Source organism: Chryseobacterium sp. UF-290 (genome assembly GCF_058245615.1).
In genome coordinates this window covers 54108-68956 of the sequence record NZ_JBSICB010000009.1, presented here as the reverse complement: position 1 = coordinate 68956, position 14849 = coordinate 54108, and the positions used below count along the sequence as shown (strand labels likewise).

Sequence of the window (14849 nt, the reverse complement as noted above, 5' to 3'; positions counted from 1 at the left end):
AGATTATCTCTATGTTAATTCAATATCTGTACATTACGGATATCTTGGTTATATAAGAGAGTTTAGTCATACAATTAATAACCTTTCTTACGTTGCTATAGTATTTTATACTTATTTTTTTAAAAAGATTTTAGAGAAAGACACGCCCGCAAGCTTAATTCTTATGTTGATTTATCTATTATACTTTTTACCCAATTTAACTTTTTGTATATATACTGATAATTTTGAGTTTTTTTTATATAGTGTTTTATATAGTGCTCTTCTCTTTTTGTTTTATGTAAGATACGGAAACGTGAAATATTACAAAATTTTTGACAACTCCCAATCGATGATTTTGTTTAAAATTTTCCTATATACAGTGGTACTGATGATGATCGTTTTTTCCGTTATATATAATGGTTTTAATATTAAATTTGATTTTGAAGAAGTGTATGAAATACGAGCGAAAGTCAGTGAATTAAATATGCCTTCATTCATTAATTATCTCCGGCCGATAGCAAGTATGTTTATTACAATTTCTTTTATGTATTATCTGATACAAAAAAATGTTTTTCTAAGCTGTTTGTTTTTCTTCTTTGGCTTAATGATGTATTCTTTTGGTGCACATAAGACAGATTTCGTATTGTTGATATTGACCATATTTATTTATTTTTTTTATAAGAAAGAATATAACAAGTATCTTCTTCATGCATTTATTGGGTTCAATCTTATTTTGATATTTTTTGTGGAATTTGGAAGTGAGAGTGTTCAAATCAGTATTGCTGGTCTTTATTCAAGAACCTTTTTTACGCCTACACTATTAGCCTACTTTCATTATGATTATTTTTCAACTCATGAATTACTTTATCTTAGAGAACATTTCGGACATTGGTTTGAGACCAATGTAAATCATAAAAATAACTCCCCTTATATAATAGCGGCAACTTATTTTAATGACCCGGATATGTCTTCCAATACAGGTTTGATTGGAAATGATTATGCACAATTTGGGTGGGTTTCCCTACTGGTATTTCCCTTTTTGAGAGCTTATTTCTTTAGAGTATTTGATATGTCAAGCTTTAAATTAGACGCAAGAATATATTTGATTTCTAGTTTTTCTTTTGGAGTTCTGTTTATCAATGGTGCTTTTTTTACAGCACTTATTTCAGGTGGGTTTCTGGCCGTTTGCTTTTTGCTTTATTTAATGCCTAGATCTAAATAAAAATAAATGAATAAGAAAATCTTACATATTTCTCCTACAGATATCCGGTATGACAGCAGGATTTTAAAGGAGCTGAAGGCGGTAAAAAAGATTGAAAACACCACCTTAGTAGCCTATGGTATTGATGACTCTGAAGGGCACAAATATGAAACGGAACACATTCCTTTTATCAGGGTATTTAATATTGCTACAAAAAATCTGAAATTTTTGCCAAGACCTATCAGATATTTTCTGAATCTTATAGAGGCATTTATTAGAATGGTTTTTCCAGGAATTAAGTATAAGCCGGATATTATCCATTGTCATGATACATTATATTTACCCATTGCGAAAGTTATCAAATTATTTAGTGGATCAAAGTTGATCTACGATGCGCATGAACTTGAATCAGATAAAGCTGGCCAATCGAAAATACTTTCAAAGTATACCCTTTTCATTGAAAAAATAATGTGGAAAGATATTGATATCCTGATCAGTGTAAGCCCTTCAATTATTGAGTGGTATAATAAGCATTTGGGTGAGAAGAAAAGTGTTCTGATATTGAATTCTCCTTTGCTTGACTCTTCTTACAAAGAAAACAATAAAAATAATTATCTCAGAGAAAAATTTAATATTCCTGAAGGTAAAAAAATATTTTTATATCTGGGAATAATAAGTGAAGCCGGAAGAGGTGTAAATTTGTACTTGGATGTTTTCCAGAGAAAAGAAATAGATGCTCATATTGTATTTATAGGATATGGTGAATATGTTGATGAAATAAAAAAGGCAGCATACAATAATGCTAATATCCATTATCATCCGGCAGTCCCTCATCATCAGGTGGTAGAGGTTTCAACTTCAGCAGATGTGGGGCTTTGTTTAGTAGAAGCTGTTTCTTTAAGTGATTATTATTGCTTACCAAATAAATTATTTGAATATGCCTTTTCAGAATTATATATTTTAGCATCAGATTTTCCAGATATTAAAAATGTTGTTGAAGAATACAATTTAGGAAAATGCAGTAGCTTAAATGCTGAAAGCTTATTTGAAATTGTAAAAGATATTGAATATTTAGATTTAGGTAACAGAATAAAAAAAGATCTTTACCCGCTTAGCTGGAACTTTCAGGAAAGTGAGTTATTAAAAACGTATAATAATATTTTAAAAAATAAAAAATAAAAAACAAATGTGTGGAATTTTTGGTGTCGTATCGAAGACAAGTATAAATAAGCATAAATTTCAAACTCTGGTAAAACATTCCGAACAAAGAGGAGTGGACTCCAGTGGTTTGATTTATTATCAAAACAATCACTATGAAGTAAATAGGGCAGACTACAGTATTGAGAAACTGTTGAATAAAGTTAAACCTTATGATAATCATATCGTATTAGGACATAGTAGATTGATCACTAATGGTTTGGGAGATAACCAGCCGGTAGTTAGGGACAATATATGCGCCATACATAATGGTATTATTGTCAATGAAGAAGAAGTGTGGAGTAAGTTATCTGTAACCAGACAGCTGAAAATTGATTCTGAGGCTATCGTAGCCATTGCTGAAGAATTTTTGAGTAAAGAGGGAAAAGTCGAAGACCTTCCCAATGAGATTCTTTCCTTATGTAAAGGTGTCGTTGCATGTGCTCTCGTGTTACCGGAAAAAGGAAAGCTGCTTCTTTTTTCTAATAATGGTAGTTTATATGTTGGATATAATGAAGGTAAAACTTATTTTGCCTCAGAAAACTATGGACTTAAAATTATTGGGTGTGAAAACATTAGTCAAATCAAAGATGAGGCCTTAATTCTTGATATACCCGTATCAAGTGAAAAGCTGACAATTGTAGATGAAAAAAGCAGAGTAGAAAATTTAATTCCTGAGTTTAAATTTAATACCATTGAAGAGGGTTTGCTGGAATATAAAAAGCTGAACATCAAAAGATGTACGAAATGTATACTTCCGGAAACCATGCCTTTTATAAAATTTGATGAAGCTGGTGTATGTAACTATTGTAAAAATTACAAACCAAGAAATAATCCAAAACCGAAAGAAGAATTATTTAAATTGGTTGAACCATATCGTAGAAAAGGAAAAGAATTAGACTGTATCGTTCCTTTTTCAGGAGGTAGAGATAGCTGCTACGGATTGCACCTTATCGTAAAGGAACTGGAAATGAAACCGGTTACCTATACTTATGACTGGGGAATGGTAACGGATTTAGGAAGAAGGAATATCAGCCGTATGTGTGCAGATCTGGGAGTAGAAAATATTATTGTCGCTGCCGATATTTCACTTAAAAGAAAGAACATCAGAATGAACCTTGAAGCATGGCTGAAATCACCACATTTAGGAATGATGGCAATGCTTACAGCAGGAGATAAACATTTCTTCAGGTACGTTGAAAGCATAAAGAAACAAACCGGAATCAATCTAAACCTTTGGGGAGTAAATCCACTGGAAGTAACTCATTTTAAAACAGGATTCTTAGGCATTGAACCAGACTTTGAAGAAAAAAGAGTATATAGCCATGGTGCCATGAAGCAGCTGAGATATCACTCCAAAAGATTCAGAGCGATGATGGAGAGTCCCGGATATTTCAATAGCTCACTTTGGGATACCCTTTCTGGTGAATATTATCGTAGCTTTACCGAAAAGCAAGATTATTACCATATTTTCGATTACTGGAGATGGGATGAAGAGCAGGTAGATAATACGCTTTTAAACGATTATAATTGGGAAAAAGCAATAGATACTACTACTACATGGAGAATTGGTGATGGTACTGCTGCATTTTACAACTATGTATATTATACGGTAGCTGGCTTTACAGAGCATGATACTTTTAGAAGTAATCAGATCAGAGAGGGACAAATGACCAGAGAAAGAGCTTTAGAACTTGTTGAAATAGAAAATGCTCCCCGTTACCAAAATATCAGATGGTATTTAGATACTTTGGGGCTTGATTTTGATCGTGTGATAAAAATAGTTAATAGTATTCCAAAATTGTATAAGGAATAGAGCATAGTTCTAAATATCTATCTATAAGATGAAAAAATTATTAATTTACAAACTGAGGTTTATTCTTATTTGTTTGTTTGGTACCATCGGCATTTGCTCGATGGTACAAGCATCTGTAAGTAGAACTTCTTTGATATCGGATGAGTCTGTATTCAGACAAAAAGATCTGGCAGTTACAGAAATCATTAATCTGATCAATCATTATAATGATATTTTTGCTTCCGAAACAAAAATGACGAATTGGCCAAATGCCCCTTATGATTGTGCTGCTTTTTTATATATTCCGATACAATATGCTTATGATACTAAAAATCAGGAAGTGATAAAAAGATTGCAGATATTTTTTACTTATAATACGTTGCTTACCATAAAAAATAGATCAGATGTAGATGATTTAAGTAAAAGAACTTTCTATTTTACAGTTTCTGAATATTTAAGAAGAAGTGGTATACGTGGCAATGTGGAAAACACCAAAATGTTTAATTTCATTAAAAAAGAAGTGTTAAACTATTGGAATAATACTTACGCAAACGTTTGGGATGCAGAGTCTACAAGATTTTATGGCGCAAAACAAAGGATACAGTATTTACTGAGTGGGCAGTATAATGGAAATATGAGTTATTATAGTGCAATTACCGATTTTGAACTTTATCTTATGGCGACAGGTGTTAGTCTTTCACTCATAGAAAAAGAAGCTGGGCTCAGGGTTACATCAGATTTGATAACGATTAAAAATGAATTTTATGAAGTGATGCGGAAAAAAGTAGTAATCAAAGATAATGTCTGGTATTTACAACCGAATGTTTGGAAAGATCATCCTAATTATCAGGATGTTGCCTTAAAAAATAATGAAAGTGTTAATTGGGATTCATCCCACTTTTCTAGAATGCCTGCTTATCTATATCTTCTGAAACTTGCCTTTCAATCTGATAAATCAAAATTTGCTTATCTGGAAAAACTAAATAAAATGCTTTCTCAACAATTATTGAACAATATTGCGGTGTATAATTCTAAAGATGGAATTTATACCTTCAATAATTTTGTGGATGGAAATAATAGTCACTTTAGAAGTAACCTTAAAGCAGGAGATAAAGGATTGCTGCCATCTGAAGATTATTCTCATATTTTCTATGGATGGTGGAAAATGCTGAATACCGATGAAGTCAATTTAATGTATGAAAGGATTTCTCTTAAATATTCTTATTACTCTGGTCATAATCCTTATATCAATGATAATAAAGGATATTTTCAAGAAATTGTAAATTTAAAATAAACACGGATGAATATCTGGTTAATTTCAAAATATGCTTCACCACCTCAATATGCAAAAGCTCCATCACGCCTTTTTTATCTGGCGAGAGAGTTTAAAAAATTAGAGAATGAAGCTTTATTAATAACATCAGATGCAAATCATTTTACCAATTGTCCTGAAACGGATAAGATATATAATGATGAAGAGCAGGATGGAGTCGCTATAAAATGGATTAAAACAAAAAAATATACTAGAACAGCGTCTATAGATAGAATCCTGTCCTGGCTTGATTTTGAACGGAAGCTTTTTTCAATGAATCTTTCTAAACTTGCCAAGCCTGATATCGTTATTATCTCATCACTTTCTATTTTTTCTATAATCTATGGATATTATCTGAAAAGAAAGTTTGGCAGCTTTTTAGTTTTTGAAATCCGTGATATCTGGCCCTTAACGATGACTGAAGAAGCCGGGTTTTCCAAATGGAATCCACTTGTTTTATTGATAGGGTTCATAGAAAAGTTCGGGTACAAAAAAGCTGATCTGGTTGCAGGTACGATGCCCAGACTTGATCTGCATGTAGAACAAATATTAGGATATAAAAAACCGTTTCATTGTTCTCCGTTAGGATTTGATCCTGAAAATTATTCTGAGGAGTTCCTGCAGGAAAAAAATCCATTTTCAGAGATAGTACCTCCGAATAAAGTAATCATTGGGTATGCGGGCAGTATGGGAGTTACCAATGCACTGGAGTCTTTTATTGAAGCTATACAATTGATGAAAAACAACAGTAATATTCATTTTTTGCTTGTTGGCAGTGGAGACCTTAGAGCAACATATGAAGAACAATTAAAAGATTGCTCGAATGTAACTTTTTTGCAGAGGATTCAACAAAATGACGTTAAATACTTCCTTCAGGTCTGTGATATCTTGTATTTATCTACCAAAGATTCAAAAGTATGGGAGTACGGGCAGTCTATGAACAAAGTGGTAGAATATATGCTGGCTGCGAAACCTATTATAGCCTCTTATACGGGATACCCTTCCATGATTAATGAAGCTGATTGTGGTCAGTTTATCAAGAGTACTTCTGCAGAAGACATTAAGAAGGCAATCTTATATTATGCAGAGATGAGTGTAGAAGAAAGGACTAGGATTGGATACAACGGAAGAAAGTGGATCTTTGAAAACAGAACATATCCGTTATTAGGTAAGCAATATATTGATGCGATATTATTGCAGTCTAATAAACAAAAGAAATAATATTAACCCCACAACATAAGGCTTCTTTATGAAGGTTACTATCCATAATGACTTCATTTATAAACTATTCCTGCTGTCTTTTATTTTGGGCAATGTCATTGCTATTTCTTTTGCTAAACCTCTTGGTATGGATAGCAGAGTTTTCTCTATATCCTACAGAGTGTTTATTATTATTTTTTCTTTATTTATTATATACAAAGAAAGAAGGAATATTACTTTTAAAAATATTTCAGTTATAAGTCTTGTTGTATTTTGGATTTATTATCTGATCAAACTTATCTACTCTTTTAATAATTATTCTTTTAATGAAGAAGTAAGCTTATTGGAGAGCGAATATGTTTTCAGAATTATTTTTATTACATTTTTACCAAGTTTTGCATTATTATGTATTGACTATAGTGGAATAAACTTTAAAAGCATAGCAGAGTACAGTGTTATGGTTTTATCTGTTCTTCTCATTATAAGTTATATATACAATTATTTCGAATCAGACTTTATTTTCAGTACATATTATATTATGTACGGACATATAGGAGCTTCATTATACATCATATCGTTATTTTTATTATTATTTTGCAGGGGAAATTATAAAAATATATTTCTTTTATTGTTCTGTCTTTTTTTGGGGTTATTTAATGTTTTTGAATCTATTGCAAGAAGCCCTATCGTCGCTGTTTTTGTGTGCTCCTCTTATTTGTTTGTTTTAAAAGGAAATAGGAAATATTTGTGGTCTGTTGCTATTCTGATGATAGGTTTTATAGGTGTGGTTATTTTGCATGAACACTATGGTAATGGACAAATAATAAGCCTTAATAGGGTATATAAATGGATAGTACTTGGAGATACCACCAGCAGAGAACCTCTGTTCAGCAGAGCTCTTCAAATCTTTAATTCAAATTGGTTTTTTGGTGGAAGAGTATTGTATGAGGATGGAGGCTATCCACATAATATTTTTCTGGAATTATTAATGTCTACCGGTATCTTAGGGTTTATTATTTATTTTTTAAAGTTTTTGCCCGTATTGAAGAATTCTGATATATTCTGGAACATTAAAAAAGGAAATATATATTATAAATTGATTTTTGTTTTATTCTTGCAATATTTTACTTTGGTACAGACTTCTTGCAATCTTTTTGATATACCGGAATTTTTGTATTTTAGTTCGATGATTATAGGAATCAGCTTGAGTGCAAATACAGAAAAAAAATAAGGGAATGTTGACAGAATATAGAAGTAATAAACCCATTCTAACTTTTAAAAATGTATAAAAATTATTTAAAGAGAATCTTTGACTTTATATTTTCTCTCACGGGGATTATTTTTCTGCTTCCCATTTTTCTTATTGTGATGTTGGGGTTGCTAATTTCCAATAATGGTAAACCTTTTTTCTTCCAATTAAGACCTGGGAAAAATGGAAAGATATTTAAAATTATAAAGTTTAAGACCATGAATGATAAAAAGGATCCAAATGGAAACCTGTTATCAGATGCGGAAAGATTGACAGCAATGGGAGCATTTGTTCGTAAAACATCTCTGGATGAAATCCCGCAGTTGATCAATGTTTTAAAAGGAGATATGTCACTTATTGGGCCGAGACCTCTTTTGGTTCAGTACTTACCATTGTATAATGAACATCAGGCAAGAAGGCACGAAGTGAGACCGGGAATTACTGGCTGGGCACAAATCAATGGAAGGAATGCTATCTCGTGGGATCAAAAATTTGACTACGACGTTTGGTACGTTGATAATTTATCATTTATCTTAGATGTGAAAATTTTATTTTTAACAGTAAAAAAAGTATTTATCAGAGAAGGTATTTCACAAGAAGGACAAGCAACGATGGAACCGTTTAAAGGAAATAGAAATATTTAAATATGAAAAAAATAGCAATTATTGGAGCAGGAGGATTTGGACGTGAGGTAAAAATGCTGATCGATCATATCAACCAAAAAGAAAAACAGTATGAAATTCTGGGTTTTTATGATGACAAGCCTTATGATCATAATATCAACGGAGTTGCTTATTTAGGAAAGATCGAAAAAATAAATGAAGTAGACTTTCCTTTATGTATTGCAGTAGCTATAGGAGACCCCAAAACAAAGAAAAAGATCATTCAGGGAATAAATAATCACCATATTGAGTATCCGACTTTAATACATCCGTCAGTCATTATCGGAGAAGATAATACAAGAATAGGGAAAGGGAATATTATTTGTGCCGGTGTTATTATTACGGTTGATATTGAAATCGAAGATTTTGTTATTCTTAATCTTTCCTGTACGGTAGGGCACGATACAACGATAAAGAATTACTGCTCATTTATGCCTACAGTAAATATCTCAGGTGAAGTAATTGTAAATGACTCTGTATATGTAGGAACAGGAGCGAAAATAATAAACCTTCTTGAGATTGGCGAAAATACTATTGTTGGGGCAGGAGCTGTAGTTTATAAAAGTTTACCTGCAAATTGTACAGCAGTTGGAATTCCTGCAAAACCTATAAAATTTCATGAATAATATGGAACAGAAAATCTGGTTGTCATCCCCGCATATGGGAGGCAATGAATTAAAATATATCAACGAAGCGTTTGCAGAGAACTGGGTGGCACCATTGGGGCCTAATGTGAATGGATTTGAAGATGACCTGGAGCAGTTTCTAGGTGAAAATACAAAAGTAGCTGTGCTTTCCGCAGGAACAGCAGCATTGCATCTTGCTCTTATTGAATGCGGAGTACAGCATGGAGATGAGGTGATCTGCCAGTCGATGACATTTTCCGCTTCAGCCAATCCTATTGCCTATTGCGGAGCAACTCCTGTTTTTATAGACAGTGAGCCGGATACATGGAATATGTGCCCGAAAGCTCTGAAAGGTGCCATTGAAGACAGAATACAAAAAGGAACAAAGCCTAAAGCAATTATTGTGGTTCACTTATATGGTATGCCTGCAAAAATGGATGAAATTATTGCCGTTGCTGCAGAATATCAGATCCCGGTAATAGAAGATGCAGCCGAAGCTCTTGGCTCTACTTACAAAGGACAGGCCTGTGGGACATTCGGACGCTTTGGAGTCTTAAGCTTTAATGGAAACAAAATTATTACTACTTCAGGAGGAGGAGCTTTAGTTTGCCATACTCAGGAAGATAAGGATAAAACTGTTTTTCTTTCAACGCAGGCAAGAGATAATGCCCCTCATTATCAGCATTCGCATATTGGCTTCAATTACAGAATGAGTAATATCGTAGCAGGTATTGGGAGAGGGCAGATGGAAGTTCTTAAAGACAGAATTGCAGCCCGTAGAGCCATGCATGATTTCTATCTTGAGATTTTTAAAAATGTTGAAGGAGTGACCGTATTTTCAGAGCCGGGAGGTGACTTCTATTCCAATCATTGGTTATCAGCCATAATCATTGATCCTGATACAGGAAAAGAAAGAGAAGGCTTAAGACTTGCTTTTTTAGAAGATAATATAGAATCAAGGCCGCTTTGGAAACCAATGCATTTACAGCCGGTTTTTGAAAATGCTCCGTATTACGGAGGAAATATTTCCGAAAAACTTTTTGATAACGGATTGTGCCTGCCTTCAGGTTCCAATTTGTCAGATGAAGACAGAAGCAGAATTGCAAATGTAATCCATAATTATTTTGGAATTTAATATCTTTGGATTTGATGAATCGGTATACATATTGGAAAGTTGTGCTTGACTTTATCTTTGCGGTAATATTGACCATTTTCCTGATACCGTTACTGATCATTCTGTTTATTATCGCAAGCTTCGACACCTCTTCCAACGGCATTTTTTTCCAGAAAAGAATAGGACAGTACGGAAAACCTTTTACTATTTTTAAATTTAAAACAATTCATGAGGAAAAAAGGACCTGTTCCAGGATCGGGCAGACGCTCAGAAAGTTTAAATTGGATGAGCTTCCTCAATTGTTTAATATTCTGAAAGGTGAAATGAGCTTTGTAGGCCCCAGGCCTGATATAGAAGGATATTATGATAAACTTACAGGAGCGGAAAGAAAGGTTTTGGAACTGAAGCCGGGACTCACCTGTGAAGCAAGCATACAATATAGAAATGAAGAAAATCTCCTGAAAGACCAGAAAGATCCATTAAAGTATAATGATGAAATAGTATTTCCCCATAAAGTAAAAATGAATCTGGATTATTTAGAAAATATATCTTTCAGAAATGATACTAAAATTTTGTTTAAAACATTAATAACCCTATTGAAATAGAATTTTCTTACCATCATGAAAATTAAAGAAACCCCGCTTAAAGATTGCTACATCATAGAACCCACCGTTTTTGAAGACGAAAGAGGTTATTTCTTTGAAAAATTCAACGAAAAAAGATTTGAAGAACTTACCGGAATGAACGGACATTTCGTACAGGATAATATTTCCAAATCTTCTTATGGAGTATTGAGAGGTCTCCACCTTCAGAAAGGAGAACATGCCCAGGCAAAGCTTGTGTCATGTCTTGAAGGAAGTGTGTGGGACGTTGCGGTAGATCTTAGAGAAGATTCTCCTACATTTGGGAAATGGTTCGGAATTGAACTTACTGCAGAAAATAAATTACAGCTGTACGTGCCAAGAGGTTTTGGCCATGGATTTTCTGTATTGAGTACCCATGCTGTATTTTCTTATAAATGTGATAACTTTTACAACAAAGAGTCAGAAGGCGGTGTGAAATTCAATGACCCGGATCTTGCTATAGACTGGAAGATTGACGAAAAAGATGCTGTCCTTTCTGATAAAGATAAGAATGCCCCAGGCTTCAAAGAAAGAAACTTTTAAAAGATCTCCCTGAAAACCACTTTAGAAAAGTGGTTTTTATTTTTTAATATTAACTCTTCAATATTTTGTATCTTTGCAGACTCAAAATCAAAAAGATGCGTACAAAATCTGTAGGGAAGAAGAAAATCAATGTAGTCACTCTTGGATGTTCCAAGAATGTATATGATTCTGAAGTATTAATGAGCCAGCTGAAAGCCAATGGGAAAGAAGTGGTTCACGAAGATCGTGGGGACATTGTGGTTATTAATACCTGTGGATTTATTGATAATGCTAAAGAAGAATCTATCAATACCATCCTTGATTATGTGGAAGCTAAAAACAGAGGAGAAGTAGAAAAAGTATTTGTTACAGGATGTCTTTCAGAAAGATATAAGCCGGATCTGGTAAAGGAAATTCCGGATGTTGATCAATACTTCGGAACAAGAGACCTTCCGATACTGTTAAAACACCTTGGGGCTGACTATAAGCACGAGCTGGTAGGAGAAAGACTTACGACAACTCCGAAGCATTACGCATACCTGAAAATTTCAGAAGGCTGTGACAGGCCATGTTCTTTCTGTGCTATTCCTTTGATGAGAGGGGGCCACATTTCAACACCTATCGAAAAACTGGTTTCTGAAGCTCAGAAACTGGCGAAAAAAGGAACAAAAGAATTGATTCTTATTGCACAGGACCTTACTTATTACGGATTAGACCTTTATAAAAAAAGAGCGTTGGGTGATCTTTTGAAAGAGCTTGTAAAAGTAGAAGGAGTGGAGTGGATCCGCCTTCATTATGCCTTCCCAAGTGGTTTCCCTGAAGATGTTCTGGACATTATCCTTGAAGAACCTAAAGTGTGTAATTATATAGATATTCCTTTACAGCACATCAATTCTGATTTGCTGAAATCAATGAAAAGAGGAACTACGCATGAGAAAACAGATGCCCTGTTAGGAAAATTCAGAGAAAAGGTTCCTGACATGGCGATCAGAACAACTCTTATTGTAGGGTATCCCGGTGAAACTGAAGAAAGATTCCAGGAACTTAAAGACTGGGTAAGAGAGCAGAAATTTGACAGATTGGGATGCTTTACCTATTCTCATGAAGAGAATACGACAGCCTATGTCCTGGAAGATGATATCCCACAGGAAGTAAAAGAGGCGAGGGTAGAAGAGATTATGGAACTACAGTCACAGATTTCATGGGAAAAGAACCAGGAAAAAGTAGGGAAAACATTCAGATGTATCTTTGACCGTAAAGAAGGAAATTATTTTATCGGAAGAACAGAATATGACTCTCCGGATGTAGATAATACGGTTTTGGTTTCAGCTGAAGATACCTATATTTCTATAGGAGAATTCGCTGATGTAAAGATTACATCAGCTGAGGAATTTGACCTCTATGGGGAATTAATTTAAAAAGCTAAATAGCTATAAATCAATTAGGAAAAATTATTCAATGAATAAGAAATTAATGTGATTTAACATAAATATTTTTATGTTAAATAATTTTATACCATTGATTATCAGTTGTTTATTGTTTTCTAGTATTAAGAATTTTTAAATTTCTTTCATAAAGTATATAAATTCAAAAATTATGTCTTAAATTTGCGGCATAAGCAATATTGATTAAATCATATACTTTCAATAAGTTATTTGTAAGAATGTGTATTTTTTTGTTTATATTAGCTTTATGATGATAATCACAAGTTGAGATGCATCCTCCCTATGGGAGTATTGATGAAAAATAATGTAATTAAAATCTTTAAAAACTTATGAAAAAATTTTTATTAACAACAACTATGCTTGTTTGCCTTTCGGCAGTTTCCAAGGCTCAGCAAGGGCGAGTGGGGATTAACACAACCACACCTGCCGCAACTTTAGATGTAGTAGCCAATACTACAGATAATGCAAGACCTGATGCTGTATTGGTCCCTCGTTTGACAAGAGCCCAGCTAATAGCTAAAGACAATGCCTATGTGGCAGAACAAAATGGAGCTCTTACTTTCGTTACAACGATTGATGGTACTGCAACTGCTAAGACCACCAACGTTACTGCAGTTGGTTTTTACTACTATGATGCTCCAAATTCAGAATGGAAAGCATTAGGGGGAGGAGCAGCTCCGGCAACTCCATTTAGAGTGAATTTATCACAAGCTGCTTCTACTGCTTATGACTGGACTAACTCTAATTTTGATTATTGGGAATTTACCAGTGGAACACAACTTTCTTTACCGGCTCCTACAGCTTATAACGGAAGAACAATTTATGTAAGAAACCAAACAGGAGGTACTTTACAGTTTGCTGGTACCGATGGTGTTGCTACTCCTAAAGGTATGAATTCTCTTACGGGAATTGCTGCTATACAGATTTATAGCAACGGTACAAATTGGTATCTTGTTTCAGGTAGAAATTAATATATAAAACATAAATTAAAATGAAAAATATTTTCTTAACTATAGCAGGCGGTGCGTTATTGTTCCTTGGTACAACCGTTAATGCTCAAATTATAAGCAACGGAAATGTTACCTCAGCTTTAAATAATACAAACTATTTCATGGATGGTAGTAATTTTGAAGGATTAGCAAACCAAAGCTATGGTAGAGGTTTAGGGTTTCCTAGAACAAATTTGACTACTTTTACCTTTGATACTTCTCCAATGGATAATACGGTAATTGTTTCTGACTTTGATGGTATGGTAGTGTATAATACAGCTACAGGTAATACGGCAGCTGGTCAGGGTGTAACAACAGCTGTTGCTCCGGGATTTTATTATTTTTCTAATCCAGGGAATCCAGGTAGTATTACTAACGGTAGATGGGTTCCAATAGGAGGAGCTTCTCCTAAAGTAACAATAGGAACTACTGAAACAACAACAAATACCCTTATAAATGTTAGTCCAGGTGTTGATAAGCAGGTTTATGCGATCAAAGGAACTTTCACTACAACTGGTACATCTACCACTGTTAGTATTCCTTCTCCGGCAGATATGACTTCATTATATGGTATTACAATCTATAAAACTTCAGGTACAGGAAATAAAGTAGTTTATTCAAGAGATCTTTATTCTTATAACATTGGTGCTACAAATAATGCTGTTACTGGCTCGCCAAGTATGTCTGTAGTGTATCCTGCCGATACTTATGATTACGTATTAGAATATATAAAATAAAAATAAAAGAACTTTATTTAATTACATATTAAACCAATGAGTAATCTCATTGGTTTTTTATTTTTAACAATATTATTAATTGTCCGGCAAGAAAGATTTTAAAGGCTTTTAAAGCCTTGTGGATAGATCTGAAGATTGTAAGAGGTCTGTAGAAAGAAGTAAGTAAACAAAAATTTAAACTTATGTAAGTCTTGGCTT

General features: G+C 33.6%; 14 protein-coding genes. All 14 read left to right on the top strand.

Annotation, left to right across the window (positions count from 1 at the left end):
- The first annotated feature begins 367 nt into the window (after nucleotides 1-367).
- The 14 genes from AC4IF5_RS12205 (at nucleotide 368) to AC4IF5_RS12140 (ending at nucleotide 14651) form a co-directional block, all read left to right on the top strand.
- Complete coding sequence (locus AC4IF5_RS12205; protein ID WP_490734869.1) at nucleotides 368-1201, top strand: hypothetical protein; 834 nt, start codon at nucleotides 368-370, stop codon at nucleotides 1199-1201.
- A 6-nt stretch (nucleotides 1202-1207) separates the two neighbouring features.
- Nucleotides 1208-2359 carry a glycosyltransferase gene (locus AC4IF5_RS12200; RefSeq protein WP_490734867.1) on the top strand — a complete coding sequence of 384 codons (1152 nt, stop codon included), beginning with the start codon at nucleotides 1208-1210 and terminating at the stop codon, nucleotides 2357-2359.
- A gap of 7 nt (nucleotides 2360-2366) precedes the next feature.
- A complete protein-coding gene (locus AC4IF5_RS12195) occupies nucleotides 2367-4193 on the top strand; it encodes a hypothetical protein (protein WP_490734865.1) in 1827 nt (608 codons plus the stop codon).
- A gap of 28 nt (nucleotides 4194-4221) precedes the next feature.
- Nucleotides 4222-5466 (top strand): hypothetical protein, encoded by a 1245-nt coding sequence (locus AC4IF5_RS12190; protein ID WP_490734863.1) that lies wholly within the window; start codon nucleotides 4222-4224, stop codon nucleotides 5464-5466.
- Between the two features lie 6 nt (nucleotides 5467-5472).
- Complete coding sequence (locus AC4IF5_RS12185; protein WP_490734861.1) at nucleotides 5473-6705, top strand: glycosyltransferase family 4 protein; 1233 nt, start codon at nucleotides 5473-5475, stop codon at nucleotides 6703-6705.
- A 28-nt stretch (nucleotides 6706-6733) separates the two neighbouring features.
- Nucleotides 6734-7915 (top strand): O-antigen ligase family protein, encoded by a 1182-nt coding sequence (locus AC4IF5_RS12180; protein ID WP_490734859.1) that lies wholly within the window; start codon nucleotides 6734-6736, stop codon nucleotides 7913-7915.
- A 50-nt stretch (nucleotides 7916-7965) separates the two neighbouring features.
- Nucleotides 7966-8577, top strand: a complete 612-nt coding sequence (locus AC4IF5_RS12175; protein ID WP_490734857.1) for a sugar transferase — start codon at nucleotides 7966-7968, stop codon at nucleotides 8575-8577.
- 2 nt (nucleotides 8578-8579) lie between these two features.
- On the top strand, nucleotides 8580-9221 hold the full coding sequence (locus tag AC4IF5_RS12170; RefSeq protein ID WP_490734855.1) for an acetyltransferase: 642 nt from the start codon (nucleotides 8580-8582) through the stop codon (nucleotides 9219-9221).
- Between the two features lies 1 nt (nucleotide 9222).
- Complete coding sequence (locus tag AC4IF5_RS12165; protein WP_490734853.1) at nucleotides 9223-10356, top strand: aminotransferase class I/II-fold pyridoxal phosphate-dependent enzyme; 1134 nt, start codon at nucleotides 9223-9225, stop codon at nucleotides 10354-10356.
- Between the two features lie 14 nt (nucleotides 10357-10370).
- Complete coding sequence (locus tag AC4IF5_RS12160) at nucleotides 10371-10940, top strand: sugar transferase (RefSeq protein ID WP_490734851.1); 570 nt, start codon at nucleotides 10371-10373, stop codon at nucleotides 10938-10940.
- A 15-nt stretch (nucleotides 10941-10955) separates the two neighbouring features.
- The gene (rfbC, locus tag AC4IF5_RS12155) at nucleotides 10956-11501 is read left to right on the top strand and encodes a dTDP-4-dehydrorhamnose 3,5-epimerase (RefSeq protein WP_490734849.1); all 546 of its coding nucleotides are present in this window, start codon (nucleotides 10956-10958) and stop codon (nucleotides 11499-11501) included.
- Nucleotides 11502-11596: 95 nt separating this feature from the next.
- Nucleotides 11597-12898, top strand: a complete 1302-nt coding sequence (gene rimO, locus AC4IF5_RS12150; protein WP_490734848.1) for a 30S ribosomal protein S12 methylthiotransferase RimO — start codon at nucleotides 11597-11599, stop codon at nucleotides 12896-12898.
- A gap of 356 nt (nucleotides 12899-13254) precedes the next feature.
- Nucleotides 13255-13896 (top strand): phage tail-like protein, encoded by a 642-nt coding sequence (locus AC4IF5_RS12145; RefSeq protein ID WP_490734846.1) that lies wholly within the window; start codon nucleotides 13255-13257, stop codon nucleotides 13894-13896.
- Nucleotides 13897-13916: 20 nt separating this feature from the next.
- Nucleotides 13917-14651 (top strand): hypothetical protein, encoded by a 735-nt coding sequence (locus tag AC4IF5_RS12140; protein WP_490734844.1) that lies wholly within the window; start codon nucleotides 13917-13919, stop codon nucleotides 14649-14651.
- The last annotated feature ends 198 nt before the right edge of the window (nucleotides 14652-14849 follow it).

What these genes read in the sequence shown, in the direction of transcription:
- AC4IF5_RS12205 (WP_490734869.1), top strand. Translation starts at nt 368, where the DNA reads ATGATGATCGTTTTTTCCGTTATATATAATGGTTTTAATATTAAATTT.
- AC4IF5_RS12200 (WP_490734867.1), top strand. Translation starts at nt 1,208, where the DNA reads ATGAATAAGAAAATCTTACATATTTCTCCTACAGATATCCGGTATGAC.
- AC4IF5_RS12195 (WP_490734865.1), top strand. Translation starts at nt 2,367, where the DNA reads ATGTGTGGAATTTTTGGTGTCGTATCGAAGACAAGTATAAATAAGCAT.
- AC4IF5_RS12190 (WP_490734863.1), top strand. Translation starts at nt 4,222, where the DNA reads ATGAAAAAATTATTAATTTACAAACTGAGGTTTATTCTTATTTGTTTG.
- AC4IF5_RS12185 (WP_490734861.1), top strand. Translation starts at nt 5,473, where the DNA reads ATGAATATCTGGTTAATTTCAAAATATGCTTCACCACCTCAATATGCA.
- AC4IF5_RS12180 (WP_490734859.1), top strand. Translation starts at nt 6,734, where the DNA reads ATGAAGGTTACTATCCATAATGACTTCATTTATAAACTATTCCTGCTG.
- AC4IF5_RS12175 (WP_490734857.1), top strand. Translation starts at nt 7,966, where the DNA reads ATGTATAAAAATTATTTAAAGAGAATCTTTGACTTTATATTTTCTCTC.
- AC4IF5_RS12170 (WP_490734855.1), top strand. Translation starts at nt 8,580, where the DNA reads ATGAAAAAAATAGCAATTATTGGAGCAGGAGGATTTGGACGTGAGGTA.
- AC4IF5_RS12165 (WP_490734853.1), top strand. Translation starts at nt 9,223, where the DNA reads ATGGAACAGAAAATCTGGTTGTCATCCCCGCATATGGGAGGCAATGAA.
- AC4IF5_RS12160 (WP_490734851.1), top strand. Translation starts at nt 10,371, where the DNA reads ATGAATCGGTATACATATTGGAAAGTTGTGCTTGACTTTATCTTTGCG.
- rfbC (WP_490734849.1), top strand. Translation starts at nt 10,956, where the DNA reads ATGAAAATTAAAGAAACCCCGCTTAAAGATTGCTACATCATAGAACCC.
- rimO (WP_490734848.1), top strand. Translation starts at nt 11,597, where the DNA reads ATGCGTACAAAATCTGTAGGGAAGAAGAAAATCAATGTAGTCACTCTT.
- AC4IF5_RS12145 (WP_490734846.1), top strand. Translation starts at nt 13,255, where the DNA reads ATGAAAAAATTTTTATTAACAACAACTATGCTTGTTTGCCTTTCGGCA.
- AC4IF5_RS12140 (WP_490734844.1), top strand. Translation starts at nt 13,917, where the DNA reads ATGAAAAATATTTTCTTAACTATAGCAGGCGGTGCGTTATTGTTCCTT.